Below are 22,110 nucleotides of genomic sequence, written 5' to 3'. Positions count from 1 at the left end.
CCGTACGCGCTACAACAGCGTTGCCTGCAGAAATTGCCGACGGCGAGCCTGCATAATCTGTATGGCCCCACCGAAGCGGCCGTGGACGTCACCTATTGGCGCTGCGATCCGCAGCAGCACGCCGGCCGCGTTCCGATCGGCCGGCCGATCGCGAATACGCGCATGTATGTGCTCGATGCGCGAGGCGAACCCGCGCCCGCGGGCGTGGCGGGCGAGCTGTTTATCGGCGGCGTTCAAGTCGGCCGCGGCTATCTCAATCGCCCGGATTTGACCGCGGAGCGCTTCGTGCGCGATCCGTTCAGCGCCGATCCGCGGGCGCGGATGTACAAGACCGGCGACTTGGGTCGCTGGTTGTCCGACGGCACGATCGAATACCTGGGGCGCAACGATTTCCAGGTGAAGATTCGCGGCTTCCGCATCGAGCTGGGCGAGATCGAAGCCAAGCTGATGGCCTGCGACGGCGTGCGCGAAGCGGTGGTGATCGCGCGCGAGGACGTGCCCGGCGACAAGCGTCTGGTGGCGTACGCAGTGATGGACGCAGATGTCGAACTGTCGGTGTCGGCGCTGCGCGAGTCATTGTCGCGCGATCTGGCCGAGTACATGGTGCCGAGCGCGTTCGTGGCGTTGGAGTCGCTGCCGCTGACGCCGAACGGAAAGCTGGATCGCAAGGCGTTGCCGGCGCCGGATCGCGATTCGGTGTTGAGCCGTGTCTTCGAGGAACCCGTCGGCGAGATCGAAATCGCGATCGCGGCGGTGTGGCAGGACCTGTTGGGTCTGGAGCAAGTAGGCCGCAACGATCATTTCTTCGAGCTGGGCGGGCATTCGCTGCTGGTGATCGGATTGATCGAACGGCTGCGCCAGCGCGGCTATTCGACCGACGTACGCACCGTGTTCACCGCGCCGGTGCTGCGCGCGTTGGCCGAGCAACTGGCTGGTGGTCCGGTCGCGGCAACCGATGAGGTCGCGGCCAATCCGATCACGCCGGAAACCACGCGCATCACGCCCGACCTTCTTCCGCTGGTCGCCTTGAGCCAGGACGAGATCGACGGCATCGTCGATTCGGTTCCCGGCGGTGTGCGAAATCTGCAGGACATCTACCCGCTGGCGCCGTTGCAGGAAGGCATCTTGTTCCACCATCTGCTGGAGCACGGCAGCGAGGGCGATGCCTACCTGATGCGTTCGGTGGTGGCATTCGACGGCCGCGAACGGCTGGACACGTTCCTGGCGGCATTGCAGCAAGTGATCGCGCGTCACGACATTCTGCGCACGTCGGTGCATTGGGAAGGATTGCCGCGGCCGGTGCAGGTAGTGCATCGCGAAGCGCCGTTGCCGGTCGAAGCGTTGACTCTGGATCAGAGCCGGGACGCGCTGCCGCAGCTGCTTGAGCGAACCGATCCGCGCCGCGTTCGCTTCGACCTGCGCCGCGCGCCTTTGCTGCGTGCGTACATCGCCGAGGATCGCGATAACGGCGAGTGGCTGCTGGCCTTGCTTAACCACCACATGGTGGATGACAACTATTCGCTGCAGCTGCTGCTCAAGGAAGTGCAGATGTTGCTGCGCGGCGAGCAGGACCGGCTCGCGCCCGCGATGCCGTACCGCAGCTTCATCGCGCGGACGCACGCGATGGACATGAGCGGGCACGAGGCTTATTTCACCGAGCAACTGGGCGCGGTGGACGAACCGACGGCACCGTTCGGAATCCTGAACGTGCAGGGCGACGGCGATCTGGTCAGCGAGGCGCGTATCGGCTTGGCACCTTCGTTGGCGCTGGGAATACGCGATACGTCGCGGCGATGCGGCGTTTCGCCGGCGGTATTGTTCCATGTCGCCTGGGCGCAGGTGGTTGCGCAATGCAGCGGCCGCGAGGATGTCGTGTTCGGCACCGTTCTGTCGGGTCGCCTGCAGGGGTCGGAAGGCGCCGACCAAGTCGTCGGCATGTTCATCAATACCTTGCCGGTGCGGCTGTCGCTGGCAGATATCGATGCGGCTCAGGCCGTGCGGCAGATGCATCAGCGCCTGGTCGAGTTGCTGCAATACGAGCAAGCGTCGCTGGCTTTGGCCCAGCGCTGCAGCGCTGTGCAGCCGCCGCTGCCACTGTTCACCGCGCTAATGAACTACCGCCACAGCAATGCACTTACCAGCGATGAAGAGATCGAGGCTGCGGCGCGAGCCTGGAACGGAATGCGGTCGATCAGCGTGGAGGCGCGCAACAACTATCCGCTGACGATGTCGGTGGAGGATCTGGGCGAGGCGTTCGGCCTGACCGCGCTGACGGTGGCGGGGATCGATGCGCAGCGCCTGGTGCGGTATATGGAACAGGCGCTGACGTCGTTGTTAGCGGCGTTGGAGAGTGGGAATTCGCAAGCGCTGAAGGGGTTTTCGATTCTGCCTTCGCCGGAGCGTGAGGGGATCCTACGCGGGTTCAACTCGGTAGATGCGTCGCCGCATGATCAGACACTGGTGGAACTGTTCGCCGCGCAGGTCGCGCGGACGCCGGACGCACCGGCGGTATCGTACGAAGACGTGACGCTGAGTTATGCCGAGCTGGATCGCCGCGCGAATCAGATCGCGCATCGTCTGGTCGGCTTGGGCGTGAAGCCCGATGATCGGGTAGCGATCTGCGTCGAGCGCAGCGTGGAGATGGTGGTCGGTCTGGTCGGCATCCTGAAATCGGGGGCTGGTTACGTTCCGCTGGACCCGAGCTATCCGCTGGATCGATTGAGCTACATGCTGGCCGATAGCGCGCCGATGGCGTTGGTGACGCAGGCTTCAGTGCGGTCGTTGTTGGGTTCGTTGTCGGTGCCGGTGATCGAGCTGGAAGACGCGACGCTGGCGCAGGAATCGGAACAGCCGCCTTCGGTGGCGCTGAATTCGACGCATCTGGCCTACATGATCTACACGTCGGGCTCGACCGGTCAGCCCAAGGGCGTAATGATCGAACACCGCTCGCCGGTGAACTTCTGGCAGGCGATGCAGGCGACTACGCATCGCGAAGTGGCCCCAGGTTCGCGGATCGGCTTGAACGCGGCTTACGCGTTCGACATGTCGCTCAAGGGCTTGTTGCAGCTGCTGTCGGGCCACTGCGTGCTGCCGATCCCGCAGTCGATCCGCGCGAGCGGTCCGGCGATGTTGGACTTCATCGAAGCGCAGAAGATCGATGCATTGGACAGCACGCCTTCGCAGCTCGAAGGTTTGTTGGCCGCGGGGCTGTTGGAAGGCGAGGGCCATCGCCCCGTCAGCGTGCTGCTGGGCGGCGAGCCCATCGGCCCGAAGCTGTGGGCGCAGTTGCGGGATTCGAAGCGAATCCACTTCCACAACATGTACGGCCCGACCGAATGCACGGTGGACGCGACGATCGGCAGCATCCGCGAAGCGATGGGCGGACCGGTGATTGGCCGGCCGATCGCGAATACGCCGGTGTACGTGCTGGATGCGCGCGGCGAACCGGTGCCGGTCGGCGTCGTGGGCGAGTTGCACCTGGGCGGCGTGCAGGTGGCGCGCGGTTACTGGAATCGTCCCGAGCTGACGGCCGAGCGGTTCGTCCGGGACCCATTCAACGCCGACCCGCAAGCGCGGATGTACAAGACCGGCGACCTGGGCCGTTGGCTGGCCGACGGCACGATCGAATACCTGGGCCGCAACGACTTCCAGGTCAAGATTCGTGGCTTCCGCATCGAACTGGGCGAGATCGAAGCACGGCTGGTCGCTTGCGATGGCGTACGCGAAGCGGTGGTCATCGCACGCGAAGACGTCGAAGGCGACAAGCGCCTGGTGGCCTACGCGGTCATGGCGTCGGACGTCGAATTGTCGGTCGCTTCCTTGCGCGACGCGCTATCGAAGGACTTGGCCGAATACATGATCCCGAGCGCGTTCGTCGCGCTGGAATCGCTGCCGCTGACCCCGAACGGCAAGCTGGATCGCAAGGCGCTGCCGGCTCCGGATCAAGGTGCGGTCCTGAGTCGGGCCTTCGAAGCCCCACAGGGCGCGATAGAAACCGCCATCGCGGACGTCTGGCAAGACCTGCTGGGCCTTGAGCGAGTCGGCCGCCACGACCACTTCTTCGAACTGGGCGGTCACTCCTTGTTGGTGATCGGCCTGATCGAACGCCTGCGCCAGCGGGGTTATTCGACCGACGTACGCACGGTATTCACCACGCCGATGCTGCGAGCGCTGGCCGAACAACTGGCCTGCGAACCGGTGGCGGCTACGGCCGAAGCGGCGGCGAACCCGATCACGGAACAGACGACGCACCTCACCCCCGATCTGCTGCCGCTGGTCGCGCTGAACCAGAACGAGATCGACGGGATCGTCGAATCAGTGCCCGGTGGCGTAAGCAACATCCAGGACATCTACCCGCTGGCGCCGTTGCAGGAAGGCATCCTGTTCCATCACCTGTTGGAACAGGACCGCGAAGGCGATGCCTACCTGATGCGATCGGTGGTCGCGTTCGATAGCCGCGAGCGCCTCGACCTGTTCCTGACCGCGCTGCAACAGGTCATCGCGCGTCACGACATCCTGCGCAGCTCGGTGCGCTGGCAGGGCCTGCCGCGGCCAGTGCAAGTGGTGCATCGCGAAGCGCCGCTGCCCATCGAGTCGATCGCGGTCGATCCGCGGCAAGAAGCACTGCCGCAACTGCTGGAGCGAACAGATCCGCGTCGCATGCGGCTGGACCTGAGCCAGGCGCCGGTCCTGCGCGGGTACATCGCCCAGGATGCCGCCAGCGGCGAATGGCTGCTGGCATTGCTGCGCCACCACTTGGTCTGCGACCACGTGGCGATGGACCTGATTCTGTCGGAGATCCAGACCCTGCTCAGCGGCGGTGTGTTGCCGCCGGCACGGGCGTACCGTCATTTCATCGCTCAGATGCAGACGGTGGCCGACGACGAGCACGAAGCTTATTTCCGCGCGCAACTGGAATCGGTAGAAGAGCCAACGGCGCCGTTCGGAATACTGAACGTACAGAACGACGGCGAGCAGGTCGAAGAAGCGCGATTGTCGCTGTCGATGGCGATGGCCCGTGCGATCCGGGACGCATCGCGTCGCCGCGGCGTAACCCCGGCGGTGCTGTTCCACGTCGCCTGGGCGCGGGTGCTGGGTCAGTGCAGCGGCCGCGAGGACGATGTCGTGTTCGGTACGGTGCTGTCGGGCCGTCTGCAGGGATCGGAAGGCGCCGACCAGGTCGTCGGCATGTTCCTGAACACCTTGCCGATCCGGATCGGGTTAAGCCATGACGTACCGGCGTCGATCGCGCAGGTGTATGCGCAGCTGAGCGAACTGCTGGAGCACGAACAGGCGTCGCTGGCGCTGGCGCAGCGTTGCAGCGGCGTGCAGGCGCCGCTGCCGTTGTTCACGTCGCTGCTGAACTACCGCCACGGTCACGCGGCGACGCCGGAAGACAGCGCGCAGGCGATGCAGGCGTGGAGCGGCATGCGGCTGATCGGTGGCGATACGCGCAACAACTATCCGCTGACGATGTCGGTGGAGGATCTGGGCGAAGCGTTCGGATTGACGGTGCTGGCGGTGGCGGGAATCGATCCGCAACGGCTGGTGCGGTACATGGAGCAGGCGTTGGCGTCGTTGTTGTCGGCGCTGGAGGATGGGTCGCAGCAAGCGCTGCAGGAACTGCCGATTCTGCCCGCGGCCGAGCGCGAGACGGTCTTGCGCGAGTTCAATTCGGTGGATGCGCAGTCGCACGATCAAACGCTGGTGGAGCTGTTCGAGGCCCAGGTCACGCGGACGCCGGACGCACCGGCGGTGTCGTATGAAGGGGTGACGCTGAGTTATGCCGAGCTGGATCGCCGGGCGAATCAAGTCGCGCATCGTCTGATCGGTTTGGGCGTGAAGCCCGATAATCGCGTGGCGATCTGCGTCGAGCGCAGCGTGGAGATGGTGGTCGGTCTAGTCGGCATCCTGAAATCGGGGGCTGGTTACGTTCCGCTGGACCCGAGCTATCCGCTCGATCGCCTAAGTTACATGCTGCAAGACAGTCAGCCAATGGCTTTGGTGACGCAGGCGTCGGTGCGACCGTTGCTGGGTTCGTTGTCGGTACCGGTGATCGAGCTGGAAGACGCGACGCTGGCGCAGGAATCGGAGCAGGCGCCTTCGGTGGCGCTGAATTCGACGCACTTGGCTTACATGATCTACACGTCCGGTTCGACCGGTCAGCCCAAGGGCGTGATGATCGAGCATCGCTCGCCGGTGAACTTCTGGCGGGCGATGCAGGCGACTACGCATCGCGAAGTGGCTCCGGGTTCGCGGATCGGCTTGAACGCGGCTTACGCGTTTGATATGTCGCTCAAGGGCTTGCTGCAGCTGCTGTCGGGCCACTGCGTGCTGCCGATCCCGCAGTCGATCCGCGCCAGCGGTCCGGCGATGCTGGAGTTCATCGAAGCGCAGAAGATTGACGCGCTGGACAGCACGCCTTCGCAACTCGAAGGCTTGTTGGCCGCAGGGCTGTTGGAAGGCGAGGGCCATCGCCCGGTCAGCGTATTGCTGGGCGGCGAACCTATCGGCCCGAAGCTGTGGGCGCAGTTGCGGGATTCGAAGCGCATCCACTTCCACAACATGTACGGTCCGACCGAATGCACGGTGGACGCGACGATCGGCAGCATTCGCGAAGCGGCGGGCGGACCGGTCATTGGCCGGCCGATCGCGAATACGCCGGTGTACATGCTGGATGCGCGCGGCGAACCGGTACCGGTCGGCGTCGTCGGCGAGTTGCATCTGGGCGGCGTCCAAGTAGCGCGGGGTTACTGGAATCGCCCCGAGCTGACGGCCGAGCGGTTCGTCCGCGACCCGTTCAGCGCCGACCCGCAGGCGCGGATGTACAAGACCGGCGACCTGGGCCGCTGGTTGGCCGACGGCACGATCGAGTACCTGGGCCGCAACGACTTCCAGGTCAAAATTCGCGGGTTCCGCATCGAGCTGGGCGAGATCGAAGCACGATTGGTCGCCTGCGATGGCGTGCGCGAAGCAGTGGTGATCGCGCGTGAAGACGTCGAAGGCGACAAGCGCCTGGTGGCCTATGCGGTCATGGAACCCGGTCTCGAACTGTCGGTGGCCGCATTGCGCGAATCGCTATCGAAGGACTTGGCCGAGTACATGGTCCCGAGCGCTTTCGTCGCGCTGGACGCATTGCCGCTGACTCCGAACGGCAAGCTGGACCGCAAAGCCCTGCCGACACCGGATCAGGGCGCGGTGCTGAGCCGCGAATACGAAGCCCCGCAAGGCGAGATCGAAACCGCCATCGCCGAGATCTGGCAAGACCTGCTGGGCCTTGAGCGAGTCGGCCGCCACGATCACTTCTTCGAACTCGGCGGCCATTCGCTGCTGGCAATGCAGTTGATGGTGCGTGTGCGCGAGAAATTCCACGTAGACGTGCCACTGCGCGGTCTGTTCGAACAACCGGTTCTGCACGTGCTGGCCGACGCGGTCAGGGCCCAGCAGATGATGGAGTTCCTCGGCGATGAGCTGCAGGACATGGAAGACGAACTCGACGGTCTCTCGGAAGAGGAATTGTTGGAAATCCTGAAGCGGGAGTCGGTCAATGAGTAAGAGCAGCGAGTCGCTGGAAGAGCTCAAGCGCAGCATCCTGCTGAACCGGCTCAAGCAGCGCGCCGCCGCCGGCGCGGCGGAGCGCGAAGCGCGCGATGCGATCGCGCATGCCGATCGCAGCCAGTCGCTGCCGCTGTCGTGGGCGCAGCAACGCCTGTGGTTCCTGGATCAGCTCGATCATTCCGCCGGCGCCGCCTATCACATGCCGGTGGCCTTGCAGCTGAGCGGCGAGTTGGATCTGTCCGCGTTGCGGAGCAGCCTCGACCGGATCGTCGCGCGCCACGAAAACCTGCGCACCCGCTTCGTCAGCCAGTCCGGCGCTCCGGTGCAGATGATCGATCCGGCCGACACCGGTTTCGCCTTGAATCAATCCGATCTGCGCGGCCTGTCGGCCGATGGACAAGCCGCGGCGATCAGAGCGCAAAGCCGCGAAGAGGCGCGCGCTCCGTTCGATATGGCCCAGGGGCCGCTGATCCGCGGTCGCTTGCTGCGTCTGAGCGAACACGAACACGTGCTGCTGGTGACCCAGCACCACATCGTCTCCGACGGCTGGTCGATCGGCGTGCTGGTGCAGGAAGTCACCGCGTTGTACGAAGCTTTCCGCCAGGGCAAATCCGATCCGTTGCCGCCGCTGCCGATCCAGTACGCGGATTACGCGGCGTGGCAGCGCGGCTGGCTGCAGGGCGAGACCCTGCAACGCCAGAGCAACTATTGGCGCGAGCGGTTGCGCGGCGCTCCGGCGGTGCTGGAGTTGCCGACCGATCGGCCGCGCCCGCCCGTGCAAAGTTACGCAGGCGACCGGGTCCCGGTTCGGCTGTCGAGCGATTTGAGCGCGCAGCTGCGCAGCTTGTCGCAACGCCACGGCACGACCATTTTCATGACCCTGCTGGCCGGCTGGTCGCTGTTGTTGTCGCGTCTGAGCGGTCAGTCGGAAGTGGTGGTGGGTAGCCCGGTCGCGAATCGCCAGCGGCGCGAACTGGAGCCGCTGATCGGTTTCTTCGTCAACACGCTGGCGCTGCGCGTCGACATGCAGGGCGCACCGAGCGTTGCCGACCTGCTGTCGCGAGTGAAAGCGACGACGCTGGCCGCATACGAACATCAGGACCTTCCGTTCGAGCAAGTGGTCGAAGCCGTGCAGCCGGTGCGCAGCATGAGCCACAGCCCGCTGTTCCAGGCGATGCTGACGATGAACAACACGCCGGGCGGCGGTGGCGGCCTGTCGTTGGCCGGCCTGCGGATAGCGGCGCTGGAATCGCCGCATCCGACCACTCATTTCGATCTGGCGCTGTCGCTCAACGAAGGCAGCGACGGAATCGCGGGTAATCTCGAATTTTCCACCGACCTGCTCGATCGCGACACGGTGGAGCGCTATGTCGGCCATTTCGCGACTCTGCTCGCGGCGATGTGCGCGGACGATCAGAGTTCCATCGCGCACCTGCCGCTGCTGACGCAAGTAGAACACCAAGCCATCGTCGAAGGACTCAACGGCGACCGCGCCGAAACCGGCAGCGGCCGGTTGTTGCACGAACTGATCCAGGCCCGGGTGCATGCGAATCCGAACGCGATTGCGCTGGAATTCGAAGGCCAATCGCTCAGTTATGGCGAACTGAACCGCCGTGCGAACCGGATGGCGCATCGGCTGATCGCATCGGGCGTGAAGCCCGACGACCGCGTCGCCATTTGCGCCGAGCGCGGTCTGGACATTGTGGTCGGTCTGCTCGGCATCCTGAAAGCCGGCGGCGGATACGTGCCGCTGGATCCCGCCTATCCGCCCGAACGATTGGCGTACATGCTCGCCGACAGCGCGCCGGTGGCGTTGGTCACGCAGCGCGCTTTGCGCGACAGCTTGCCGCTGCTGCGCAATTGCACGGTGCCGATGTTGGATCTGGATGGACAGGACGCGGATGCGGGCAACGCCGACGATCCCGATCCAGGCGCTCTGGGCCTGCAATCGCGGCATCTGGCCTATGTGATCTACACCTCCGGTTCGACCGGCGAACCCAAGGGCGTGATGATCGAACACGCCAGCATCGTCGCCCAGGCCCTGACGCATATCCGCGCCTACGCGCTGACGCCCAAGGATCGCACGCTCGAATTCGCCACTTTCTCGTTCGACAGTTCGGTGATCGAGCTGTTCCCGGCGCTGTGCGCGGGAGCGACGGTGGTGCTGCGTTCGGCCGACATGGTCGCGCCGGATAAGGAATTCGCCGATTTCCTGCGCGATCGCCGTTTGAGCGTGATCGATCTTCCAACCGCGTTCTGGCATCAGTGGGTGCAGGAAATCGGCGCCGGACGCAGCTTGCCCGGCAATGATCTGCGCCTGGTCGCGGTGGCTGGCGAAAAAGTCGAGCGACGCTATCTGAGCGCATGGCTCGCGGCGCCGTCCACGCGCGGTTGCCGCTGGCTCAATCTGTACGGTCCGACCGAAGCGACCGTGGACTCGACCTTCATCGCCTTCGACGGCGGCGCGGCCGCGCCGGCGGGAGAAGTACCGATCGGCCGGCCCATGACCAATACGCGGGTGTATTTGCTGGACGAAAATCTCCAGCCGGTGCCGATCGGCGTGGCCGGCGAGATTCATGTCGGCGGTGCGGGCGTGGCGCGCGGTTATTGGAATCGGCCGGAGCTGACTGCCGAGCGCTTCGTGCGCGATCCGTTCAATGCCGATCCGCAGGCATGGATGTACAAGACCGGCGATCTGGGCCGTTGGCTGGCCGACGGCACGATCGAATACCTCGGGCGCAACGATGCGCAGGTCAAGATCCGCGGATTCCGCATCGAGCTGGGCGAGATCGAAACCCAGCTGGCCGCGTGCGAAGGCGTGCGCGAAGCGGTGGTGATCGCGCGCGAGGATTCGCCCGGCGACAAGCGGCTGGTGGCGTACCTGTTGGCCCACGATGGCGTGGTTCTATCCGGCGCCGCGTTGCGCGAACACTTGTCTCATCGCTTGGCCGAATACATGGTGCCGAGCGCGTTTGTGGTACTGGAGTCGCTGCCGTTGACGCCGAACGGCAAGCTGGATCGAAAGGCCATGCCGGCGCCGGACCAGAGCGCTGTGCTGAGCCGCGAGTACGAAGCGCCGCAAGGCGAGGTCGAAAGCGCGATCGCGGTGGTGTGGCAGGAACTGCTGGGTCTGGAGCAGGTCGGGCGTCACGATCACTTCTTCGAGCTCGGCGGACATTCGTTGCTGGCCGTGCAGGTCGCTTCGCGCCTGCGGCAATCGCTGGGTCTGGAAGTTCCGCTGCGTGATTTGTTCGCGCGGCCTACGCCGGCCGCGTTGGCCGCCGGTCTGCAAGGCAGAAGTGGTGCATCGCAGTCGCCGATCGGATTGGCCGACCGCGGCGCGGCGTTGCCGCTGTCGTGGGCGCAACAGCGCCTGTGGTTCCTGGATCAGCTCGACCACTCGGCGGGCGCGGCGTATCACATGCCGGTGGCGTTGCGGTTGAGCGGCGATTTGGATCGCTCGGCGTTGCGTGGCAGCCTGGATCGCATCGTGGCGCGGCATGAAAACCTGCGCACGCGCTTCGTCACCGAGGCCGGCGCCGCGGTACAGGTGGTCGACTCACCTGACATCGGCTTTGCGTTGAGCGAATGCGATCTGAGCGGCATGTCTGCCGATGAGTTGGCGGCGTCGGTGGCCGCGCAAAGCCGCGAAGAGGCGCGGGCACCGTTCGATCTGACTCTGGGGCCATTGATTCGCGGTCGCTTGCTGCGACTGAGCGAGAGCGAACACGTGCTGCTGGTGACCCAGCATCACATCGTCTCCGACGGCTGGTCGATCGGCGTGCTGGTGCAGGAAGTCAGCGCGCTGTACGACGCATTTCGCCAAGGCCAACCCGATCCGCTGCCGCCGCTGCCGATCCAGTACGCGGACTACGCCGCGTGGCAACGCGGTTGGCTTCAGGGCGAAACCTTGCATCGTCAGAGCAACTACTGGCGCGAGCAGCTGCGCGGTGCTCCGGCGGTGCTGGAATTGCCGACCGACCGGCCGCGCCCGCCGGTGCAGAGCTATGCCGGCGGTCGGGTGCCCGTGCGGTTGTCGAGCGATCTGAGCGCGCAGTTGCGTAGCTTGTCGCAGCGCCACGGCACGACCGTCTTCATGACCTTGCTGGCGGGCTGGTCGATCTTGTTGTCGCGTTTGAGCGGTCAATCCGAGGTGGTGGTCGGCAGTCCGGTTGCCAACCGCCAACGCAGCGAGCTTGAGTCGCTGATCGGCTTCTTCGTCAACACATTGGCGTTGCGCGTCGATCTGCAGGACGCACCGAGCGTGGCCGACCTGTTGTCTCGGGTGAAGGCGACGACGCTGGCCGCGTACGAGCACCAGGATCTCCCGTTCGAACAAGTGGTCGAGGCCGTACAACCGGCGCGCAGCATGAGCCACAGCCCGTTGTTCCAGGCGATGCTGACGATGAACAACACGCCGGGCGGCGGCGGTCTGAACCTGCGCGGTCTGTCGATCGAGTCGCTGGACAGCGGCCAGGCGACGACGCATTTCGATCTGGAATTGTCGTTGAGCGATAACGGCGAGTCCATTGTCGGCGGTCTGCTGTATTCGACGGATTTGTTCGATCGCGAAACCGCGGAGCGCTATGTCGCCAGTCTGACCGTGCTTCTGCAGCATTTTGCCGAGGAGTCGTCCACGGTCGATGCACTGCCGTGGTTGCCGGCCGGCGAGCGTGAGCGGGTGGTTGAGGCGTTCAACGCGACCGCCGCGCCGCGTCGTATCGAGTTTATTCATCGCGCCTTCGAAGCACAGGTTCGCGCCACGCCGGAAGCGATCGCGCTGGAGTTCGATGGCGCCCGTCTGAGTTACAGCGAACTCAACCGGCGAGCCAATCGTCTGGCGCACCGGTTGATCGGCCTCGGCGTGAAGCCCGACGAACGAGTCGCCATCTGTGTCGAGCGTAGCTTGGAGATGGTGATCGGCCTGCTGGGTACGCTGAAGGCCGGCGGCGCTTACGTGCCGTTGGACCCGAGCTACCCGCGCGATCGTCTGGCTTACATGCTGGAAGATTGCGCGCCGACAGCGGTGTTGATGCACTCGGCCACTCGCGAGTTGCTGCCGGAAGACGTTGCGTCGCCGCGCATCGCCTTGGATGCCGACGCGTTGCAGGGTGAACAGAACGAACACGATCCCGAGCCTGAGGCGCTCGGGCTGACGCCGCGGCATCTGGCCTACGTGATCTACACCTCGGGCTCGACGGGGCAACCCAAGGGCGTGATGAACGAGCATCACGCGGTGATGAATCGTCTGGATTGGGGTGTTCGACAATTTCCGTGGAACGCTTCCGATCGCGTACTGCAAAAGACGCCGTTCGGTTTCGACGTATCGGTATGGGAGTTCTTCCAGCCGCTGCTGTCGGGCGCGACCTTGGTGTTGGCAAAACCGCTGGGCCATCAGGACCCGGATTATCTGGTCGATCTGATCGAAAGTGCCGGCATCACAGTGGCGCATTTCGTGCCGTCGATGCTGCAGGTGTTTGTCGACCGGGTCGATGCTGGTCGCTGCAAGAATCTGAAGCAGCTGTTCTGCAGCGGCGAAGCGCTGCCTTACAGCCTGCAACAACAAGTATTTGCCGCGCTGCCCGGCGTTGAGCTGCATAACCTGTACGGCCCGACCGAGGCCGCGATCGAGGTGACGTACTGGAACTGCGCCGAGCCGTCGCAACGACGCGCGGTGCCGATCGGGCGTCCGGTGGCGAATACGCAGATGTATGTGCTGGATGCTCGCGGTGAACCGGTGCCGGTGGGTGTCGCGGGTGAGCTGTTTATCGCCGGCGTGCAAGTGGCGCGCGGCTATTGGAATCGCCCCGAGCTGACGGCCGAGCGGTTCGTCAGCGACCCGTTCAGCGCCGACCCGCAGGCGCGGATGTACAAGACCGGCGACCTGGGCCGTTGGCTGGCCGATGGGACGATCGAGTACCTGGGCCGTAACGACTTCCAGGTCAAAATTCGCGGGTTCCGCATCGAACTGGGCGAGATCGAAGCACGACTGGTCGCATGCGACGGCGTGCGCGAAGCAGTGGTGATCGCGCGTGAAGACGTCGAAGGCGATAAGCGCCTGGTGGCCTATGCGGTCATGGAACCCGGTGTCGAACTGTCGGTGGCCGCACTGCGCGAATCGCTGTCGAAGGAGCTGGCCGAGTACATGGTCCCGAGCGCCTTCGTCGCGCTGGACGCATTGCCGCTAACCCCGAACGGCAAGCTGGACCGCAAGGCCCTGCCGGCGCCAGACCAAGGCGCAGTGCTGAGCCGCGAATACGAAGCCCCACAAGGCGAGATCGAAACCGCCATCGCCGAGATCTGGCAAGACCTGCTGGGCCTTGAGCGAGTCGGCCGCCACGACCACTTCTTCGAACTCGGCGGCCACTCACTGCTGGCCGTGCAAGTCGCCTCGCGCCTGCGCCAATCGCTGGGTCTGGAAATTCCGCTGCGCGACCTGTTCTCGTGTCCCACTCCGGCCGCGTTGGCCGCGAGCGTGCAGGGTTCGCAGAGCGCGTCGCAACCGCCGATCACGCTCGCCGACCGCAATGCCGTGTTGCCGCTGTCGTGGGCCCAGCAACGCCTGTGGTTCCTGGATCAACTCGATCACTCCGCGGGTGCGGCCTATCACATGCCGGTGGCCTTGCAGCTGAGCGGCGAACTCGACCGCGCGGCGCTACAGAACAGCCTGAATCGAATCGTCGCGCGCCACGAAAACCTGCGCACCCGCTTCGTCAGCCAGTCCGGCGCCCCAGTGCAAGTCATCGATCCGGCCGATACCGGCTTCGTTCTGGTCGATCACGATCTGAGCGATCTGGCCGCCGACGCACAAGCCTCCGCCGTAGCCACCCAAAGCCGCGAAGAGGCCCGCGCCCCGTTCGATCTGGCCCAGGGCCCGTTGATCCGCGGTCGCCTGCTGCGTCTTAGTGAACACGAACACGTGCTGCTGGTAACCCAGCACCACATCGTCTCCGACGGTTGGTCGATCGGCGTGCTGGTGAAGGAAGTCAGCGCGCTGTACGACGCTTATCGTCAGGGCCGGCCCGATCCGTTGCCGCCGCTGCCGATCCAGTACGCCGATTACGCCGCGTGGCAACGCGGCTGGCTGCAAGGCGAGACCCTGCAGCGTCAAAGCAATTACTGGCGCGACCAGCTGCAAGGCGCCCCGGCGGTGCTGGAACTGCCGACCGACCGGCCGCGCCCGGCGTTGCAGAGCTACGCCGGCGACCGCGTCCCGGTTCGCCTGCCGGCTGAGCTGAGCGCGCAATTGCGCACTCTGTCGCAACGCCACGGCACGACCGTCTTCATGACCTTGCTGGCCGGCTGGTCGGTGTTGCTGTCGCGCCTGAGCGGCCAATCCGATGTCGTCGTCGGCAGCCCGGTCGCCAATCGCCAGCGCAGCGAACTCGAACCGTTGATCGGCTTCTTCGTCAACACCTTGGCGCTGCGCGTCGATCTGCAGGACGCGCCGAGCGTGGCTGGTCTGCTGGCGCAGGTAAAAGCCACGACCCTGGCCGCGTACGAACACCAGGACCTGCCGTTCGAACAAGTGGTCGAAGCTGTGCAGCCGGTGCGCAGCATGAGCCACAGCCCGCTGTTCCAGGCGCTGCTGAGCTTGAACAACACCCCCGACGGCGGCGGCCTGCAACTGCACGGCCTGACCCTGTCGCAACTCGACAGCGGCCAGCAGACCGCGCAGTTCGATCTGGCCCTATCGCTGACCGACAACGGCAACGCCTTGAGCGGCAGCATCGCCTATGCCAGCGACCTGTTCGACCGCGGTACGGTCGAGCGGATGATGGATCACTGGACGACCTTGCTGACGGCGATGGCCGCCGACGATTCGGCCTCGGTCGCGCGTCTGCCGCTGCTGACGCCACCACAGCGGGCGCAGGTGCTGCAGAGCTTCCACGCCCAGGCCCACGGCGACACGCCGCGCCAGTTCGAGCGCGGCGTGATCCATCACGGCTTCGAAGCCCAGGTCGCGCGCACCCCGCATGCGCCGGCGGTGTCTTACGAGCAAGACACCCTGAGCTATGCCGAACTGGACCGACGCGCGAACCAGGTCGCACATCGCCTGATCGAGCTGGGCGTCAAACCCGACGACCGCGTCGCGATCTGCGTCGAACGCAGTTTGGACATGGTGGTCGGCCTGCTCGGCATCCTGAAGGCTGGCGGCGGCTACGTGCCGCTCGATCCGGCGTATCCGGCGGATCGTCTGGCCTACATGCTGGAAGACAGCGCGCCGGTGGCGTTGCTGAGCCAATCGGCCTTGCGCGCGAGTCTGCCGTTAGCAACATGCCCGGTGCTGGAGTTGGACGACGTGACGGTATGGGCGCAGTCCGGTACCGACACCCCGGTCGTAAGCAACCTGCAGCCCCACCACCTGGCCTACGTGATCTACACCTCCGGCTCGACCGGACAACCCAAGGGCGTGATGGTCGAACACGGCCAGGTCAGCCGTCTGTTCGCCTCCACCGACCACTGGTTCGGCTTCAACGAAACCGACGTATGGACGCTGTTCCATTCGTTCGCGTTCGACTTTTCGGTATGGGAACTGTGGGGCGCGCTGCTGTACGGCGGCCGCGTGGTCATCGTGCCGTCGCTGTGCGCACGTTCGCCGGTGGAGTTCTACGAACTGCTGGTACGCGAAGGCGTGACCGTGCTGAACCAGACCCCGAGCGCGTTCCGTGCCCTGATCGCGGCGCAGAGCGAGCACGAGCATCAGCTGCGCACGATCGTATTCGGCGGCGAAGCCCTGGAACTGAGCACGCTGGTGCCGTGGCTGCAGCGCAACCCGACATCGCGCACGCAGCTCATCAACATGTACGGCATCACCGAAATCACGGTGCATGCGACCTACAGGCCGATCACCGAAGCCGATGTCGCGGTGCCGCGCGGAAGCCCGATCGGCCAAGCCATCGCCGACCTGCGTTTGTACGTGCTGGACGGGCAGGGCGAACCGGTGCCGGTCGGCGTCACCGGTGAGCTGTACGTCGCCGGTGCCGGCGTCGCACGCGGCTATTTGAATCGCGAAGAACTGACCGCGCAGCGCTTCCTGTCGGACCGATTCGACCCCGATCCGCAAGCACGGATGTACAAGACCGGCGACCTGGGCCGCTGGCTGGCGGACGGCACGATCGAGTACCTGGGCCGCAACGATTTCCAGGTCAAGATCCGCGGCTTCCGCATCGAACTGGGCGAGATCGAGGCCAAACTTGCCGCGTGCGAGGGCGTACGCGACGCCGTGGTGATCGCACGCGAAGACACCCCGGGCGACAAGCGCCTGGTCGCCTATCTGGTGATGCGCGAAGGCGCGACCTGGTCGGTGCCGGAACTGCGCGAAGCCTTGTCGCGCGATCTGGCCGAATACATGGTCCCGAGCGCATTCGTCGCCCTGGACGCGTTGCCGCTGACGACCAACGGCAAGCTGGATCGGCAAGCGTTGCCGGCGCCGGACCAGGCATCGGTATCGCAACGCGAGTACGAAGCAGCGCAGGGCGAAACGGAAACCGCGATCGCCGAGGTATGGCAAGACCTGCTGGGCCTGGATCGCGTCGGCCGCCACGATCATTTCTTCGAACTGGGCGGTCACTCGTTGCTGGTGATCGGCTTGATCGAACGCCTGCGCCTGCGCGGTCTGAATGCCGATGTGCGTACGGTGTTCACCGTGCCCGTGCTCAGCGACTTCGCCGAGCGCGTGCTGGCCCAAGTTACCTCGACGCCCGACCGCATCGCCGACAACGTCATCGACACCCATACCAGCCGGATCACGCCCGACCTGCTGCCGCTGGTCGATCTCACCCAGGAACAGATCGACGCCATCGTAGCGTCGGTGCCGGGCGGTACCGGCAACGTCCAGGACATCTATCCGCTGGGGCCGTTGCAGGAAGGCATCCTGTTCCATCACCTGATCGAGAGCGAACGGCCGGGCGATGCGTATCTGATGCGTTCGCTGATCGCCTTCGACAGCCGCGAGCGGGTGGATTCGTTCGTCGATGCGCTGCAGCATGTGATCTCGCGTCACGACATCCTGCGCAGCGCGCCGCGTTGGCAAGGGCTGGCGCGGCCGGTGCAGGTGGTGCACCGCCGCGCGCCGATGCCGGTGGAACTGCTGACCGTGGCCGAAGACCGTCCGGCGATGCAGACGCTGCTGGCTGCCAGCGATCCGACCCGGATCAAGCTGGACCTGGAAAAAGCGCCGCTGCTGCGCGCCTACGTGGTCGAAGACTACGCCACCGGCGAATGGCTGATGGCCTTGTTGAACCACCATCTGGTGGACGACAACTATTCGATGCAGCTGCTGCACAAGGAAGTGCGCCTGATCCTGCAAGGGCAGGAGCACTTGCTGGCCGCGCCGCAGCCGTATCGCAATTTCATCGCGCGCACTCACGCGGTGCCCGATTCCGTGCACGAAGCCTATTTCCGCGAGCGCCTCGGCGACGTGGACGAACCGACCGCGCCGTTCGGCGTGTTGAACGTGCAGGGCAGCGATACCGGCGCGCAGGCGCGGGTCGATCTGCCGGCGGCGACGGCCAGGCGCGTGCGCGAAGCCGCGCGCCAGCAGGGCGTCACCCCGGCGGTGCTGTTCCACGTGGCCTGGGCGCTGGTATTGAGCCGGTGCAGCGGCCGCGACGACGTGGTGTTCGGCACCGTGTTGTCCGGACGCTTGCAGGGCTCGGAAGCGGCCGATCAGGTCGTGGGCATGTTCATCAACACCTTGCCGATCCGCGTGCGCCTGGGCGGGGTGAGCTTGAGCGAGGCGATCGCGCAGGCCTACCGCAGCCTGGGCGAACTTCTCGAACACGAGCAGGCGTCGTTGACCCTGGCGCAACGATGCAGCGCGGTGGCGCCGCCGTTGCCCTTGTTCACCACGCTGATCAACTTCCGCCACGGGCAGATGCTGCAGGACGCGCAGAACCCGTCCGCTTCGAGCTGGCAGGGCGTGCGCGCGCTCGGCACCGAGGAGCGCAGCAACTACCCGCTGGGCATCTGCGTAGACGACATCGGCGAAGGCTTCAGCCTGACCGCGCAGACCAGTCACGGCATCGACGCGGACAGGATCGTCGCCTATCTGCACACGGCGGTGGACAGCATGCTGGCCGCGCTCGACGCTGAGCCGGCGATCGCATTGCAGGCGCTGGAGATCCTGCCGGCCACCGAGCGCGAGCGTTTGCTGATCGAGTTCAACCAGGCTTCGGTATCGGCCGAACCGCTGCAAGAGCCGTTCGTGCATCGTATGTTCGAAGCCCAGGTCGCCGCACGTCCGCATGCGGTCGCGTTGCGCGACGCCGCCGGCGAATGCAGCTACGACGAGCTCAATCGCGCCGCCAATCGCCTGGCCCATCAACTGATCGCGCACGGCGCCAGCCGCGGCGCGCGGGTGGCGGTGTTCGGCGAGCGCGGCCGGCCGATGGTGCAAGCCTTCGTCGCCACGCTCAAGGCCGGCGCGGTGTATCTGCCGGTCGATCCGGATTACCCGTCCGAGCGTCTTCGCTACATGTTGGGCGACAGCGAGCCGGCCGTGGTGCTGGCCACGCTGGCCAGCTGCGGGAAGGTACGCGAGCTGGGTTATGCCGGGCCGATGCTGATCCTGGACGAAGCCGACGGCGCGATCGCGCGCGAAACCCGCGAACACGATCTGAGCGTGGACGATCTGGCGCTGCGTCCGGAACACCCGGCCTACATGATCTACACCTCCGGTTCCACCGGTCATCCCAAGGCGGCGATCAATCATCACCGCGGACTGGCCGGGATGGTGAAAGCTTCGGTGGCGACGCTCGGAGTGGATCGCGACAGTCGCATGCTGCAGTTCGCCTCGCCGAGTTTCGACGGCAGCGTGTTCGAGCTGACCTGCGCCTTGTCCAGTGGCGCCACGGTGTGTCTGGGAACGCGCGAAAGCCTGCGCCCCGGCGCGCCCTTGCTGGAGGCGTTGAACAGTTACCAGATCACCCACGTGGTGTTGCCGTCGTCGGCCCTGCAGGCCTGCGGCGACGACGCACCGGTGCCGACCCGCGTAACGCTGATGCTGGCCGGTGAAGCCTTGCCGCCGGCATTGGCCAAGCGCTGGGCCGCGACGAATCGCGTGTTCAATTTCTATGGCCCCACCGAAACCTCGGTCGCCACGAGCGCGCATCGCTGCGAAACCCGGTTCGAAGGCTCGGTGCCGATCGGCCGTCCGTTGTCGCATTGCCGCGTGCACTTGCTCGACGAACACGGCCGTCTGGCGCCGATCGGCGTGCCCGGCGAGTTGTGCATCGGCGGTAGCGGGGTCGGCCTGGGATATTGGCGGCGCGAGGACTTGAACGAGGAGCGCTTCATCGCCGATCCGTTCGCCGATTCGTTCGCGCCGCAAGCCGGGCGTGCCGATGCGCGGCTGTACCGAAGCGGCGACATGGCGCGCTGGCGCGAGGACGGTACGATCGAATACCTGGGCCGCAACGATTTCCAGATCAAGCTGCGCGGCTTCCGCATCGAGCTGGGCGAGATCGAAGCGCGCCTGTGCGAGATCGAGGGCGTGCGCGAGGCGGCGGTGATCGCCCGCGAAGATCGCCAGGACACGCGCCTGGTCGCCTATGTGGTCGGCGAGGAAGGCGTGACCCTGGACGTCGCGTTCCTGCGCGAGCGCCTGGCGCAGAAACTGGCCGAGTTCATGCTGCCCAGCGCATTCGTGCCGCTGCCGGCGTTGCCGTTGAACCAGAACGGCAAACTCGACCGCAAGGCGCTGCCGGCGCCGGACATGGCGGCGTTGCTGTCCAGGGACTACGCCGCGCCGGCCAGCGCCAGCGAACGGACGCTGGCGCAGATATGGAGCGAACTGCTGGGCGTCGAGCGCGTCGGCCGCCACGACCATTTCTTCGAACTGGGCGGGCATTCGCTGTCGGCGATCAAACTGGTGTATCTGCTCAAGCAGCGTCTGCAGGCCTCGTTGCCGCTCGCGGCGGTGTTCGCGTCGCCGACCTTGGCGGCGCTGGCCGAAGCGGTGGACGCGGCGCGCGGCGGCGATGCGCCGCCGCTGGCGCCGTCGCTGGTGGTGCCGTTGAATGCCGTAAGCGATGCGCCGGCCTTGTTCTGCATCCATCCGATCGGCGGCCAGATCGGCTTCTATCGGCCGCTCGCGCAACGCCTGCAGTCGCATTGGCGGGTGTTTGGCGTGCAGGCGGCCCACGACGACGGCGCGAATCTGCAAGCGATGGCACGCGTCTACGCCGACGCTATCCGCGCCGAGCAAGCGCAAGGTCCGTATCGCCTGCTGGGCTGGTCGACCGGCGGCCTGTTCGCCTCGGCGGTCGCCGACGAACTGATCGCGCAGGGCGCGCAGGTCGATTACCTGGGCTGGGTGGATACCCATGCCATGCCCCATCGCGACGCGCTCGACGAGGGCAGGGCATTGACCGAAGCGGCCCTGGCCGAACTGCGCGGCAACGGCTTCGTCCTGCGCGAGGCACCGGCGCAGGGCGAGCGCTCAATCCGCGAACTGCTGCAGATGCCGTTCGATCAGGCCGTGCCGCAGTTGCAGCGTTGGCTTAGCCCGGCGATGAACGTGGAGACGTTCGGGCACCTCAAGGCGCAGCTGGCGATCACCCAACGCCATCTACAGTCGCTGTACGCGCATGAATCGCCATCGCGGACACCGACGCAGGCGTTCTGGGCCGGCAGCGGCGAGGCGCATACCGCCGCGCAGGCATCGGTGCGCGCACGCAGCACGCATTGGATCGACGCCGATCACTACGCGATGTTGTCCGAGCCGCACGTGGCCGCGATCGCCGACGCGCTGCAGGCATTCTTCGCCGCCAGGAGCCACGCATGAGCGTTCATGCCCCCACGCCGTGGCTGATCGCCCAGCCGCGCCCGCACAGCCGCCTGCGCCTGTTCTGCTTCGCTTACGCCGGCGGCAGCGCCTCGGTGTTTCACGGCTGGCAGGCAGCGCTGGACCCATCGATCGAAGTTTGCGCGGTGCAGTTGCCCGGCCGCGGTGCGCGCATGGCCGAAGCGCCGATCATGTCGATGCCGGCGTTGCTGCAACAGATCGCCCCGCTGATCGCGCGGCGCAACGACCGCCCGTTCGCGTTCTTCGGACACAGCGTCGGCGCCTTGATCGCGTTCGAACTGGCCCGCTACCTGCGCCTGCACGGCATCAACGGGCCGGCGCGGTTGATCGTCTCCGGTTGCCAGGCGCCGCAGCATCGCAGCCCGTCGAAGCAGTACCACACGCTCGCCGACGATGCGCTGATCGATGTGCTCAGGGACTACAACGGCACGCCGCCGCAGGTGCTGCAAAGCCGCGAGCTGATGGAGCTGGTGCTGCCGACGATCCGCGCCGATTTCTCGCTCGCGGAAAACTACCGCTACCGCACCGGGCCGCTGCTGAACCTGCCGATCAGCGTGTTCGCCGGCGAACGCGACGATAACCGCGGCGAAGGCCAGGTCGACGGCTGGAGCCGCGAAACCAGCCAGGACTGCCGCGTCGTGTGGTTCGACGGCGGCCATTTCTTCATCGATTCGCAGCGATCGCAGGTGCTCGAACAGGTCGGTATCGAACTGGCCGAGCTGAACGGACGCATGAGCGCTTGA

At 65.8% G+C, this 22,110-nt stretch carries 3 protein-coding genes (1 of these 3 only partly in view); all 3 read left to right on the top strand.

Annotated elements, in window-relative coordinates; translation table 11 throughout:
• Tightly spaced (each overlapping or abutting the next), the 3 genes in view from LG3211_RS16725 to LG3211_RS16715 form a layout consistent with a single transcriptional unit that may run on beyond the window.
• Window positions 1–7,554, top strand: the 3' portion of a protein-coding gene (locus tag LG3211_RS16725) for a non-ribosomal peptide synthetase (protein ID WP_057943826.1). Its footprint begins 2,451 nt before the window's first position; the window shows 7,554 of its 10,005 coding nt (coding positions 2,452–10,005); its start codon lies off the left edge, out of view; the stop codon is at window positions 7,552–7,554.
• A complete protein-coding gene (locus LG3211_RS16720) occupies window positions 7,547–21,346 on the top strand; it encodes a non-ribosomal peptide synthetase (protein ID WP_057943825.1) in 13,800 nt (4,599 codons plus the stop codon). The genes LG3211_RS16725 and LG3211_RS16720 overlap by 8 nt, the downstream gene beginning before the upstream one ends.
• Window positions 21,343–22,110, top strand: coding sequence for a thioesterase II family protein (locus tag LG3211_RS16715; protein WP_057943824.1), 768 nt, complete (start codon window positions 21,343–21,345; stop codon window positions 22,108–22,110). The genes LG3211_RS16720 and LG3211_RS16715 overlap by 4 nt, the downstream gene beginning before the upstream one ends.

The organism is Lysobacter gummosus, assembly GCF_001442805.1.
Taxonomy (GTDB): Bacteria; Pseudomonadota; Gammaproteobacteria; order Xanthomonadales; family Xanthomonadaceae; genus Lysobacter; species Lysobacter gummosus.
Note: the sequence above shows the minus strand (reverse complement) of the source record. Positions and strands in the feature narration are given on the sequence as shown.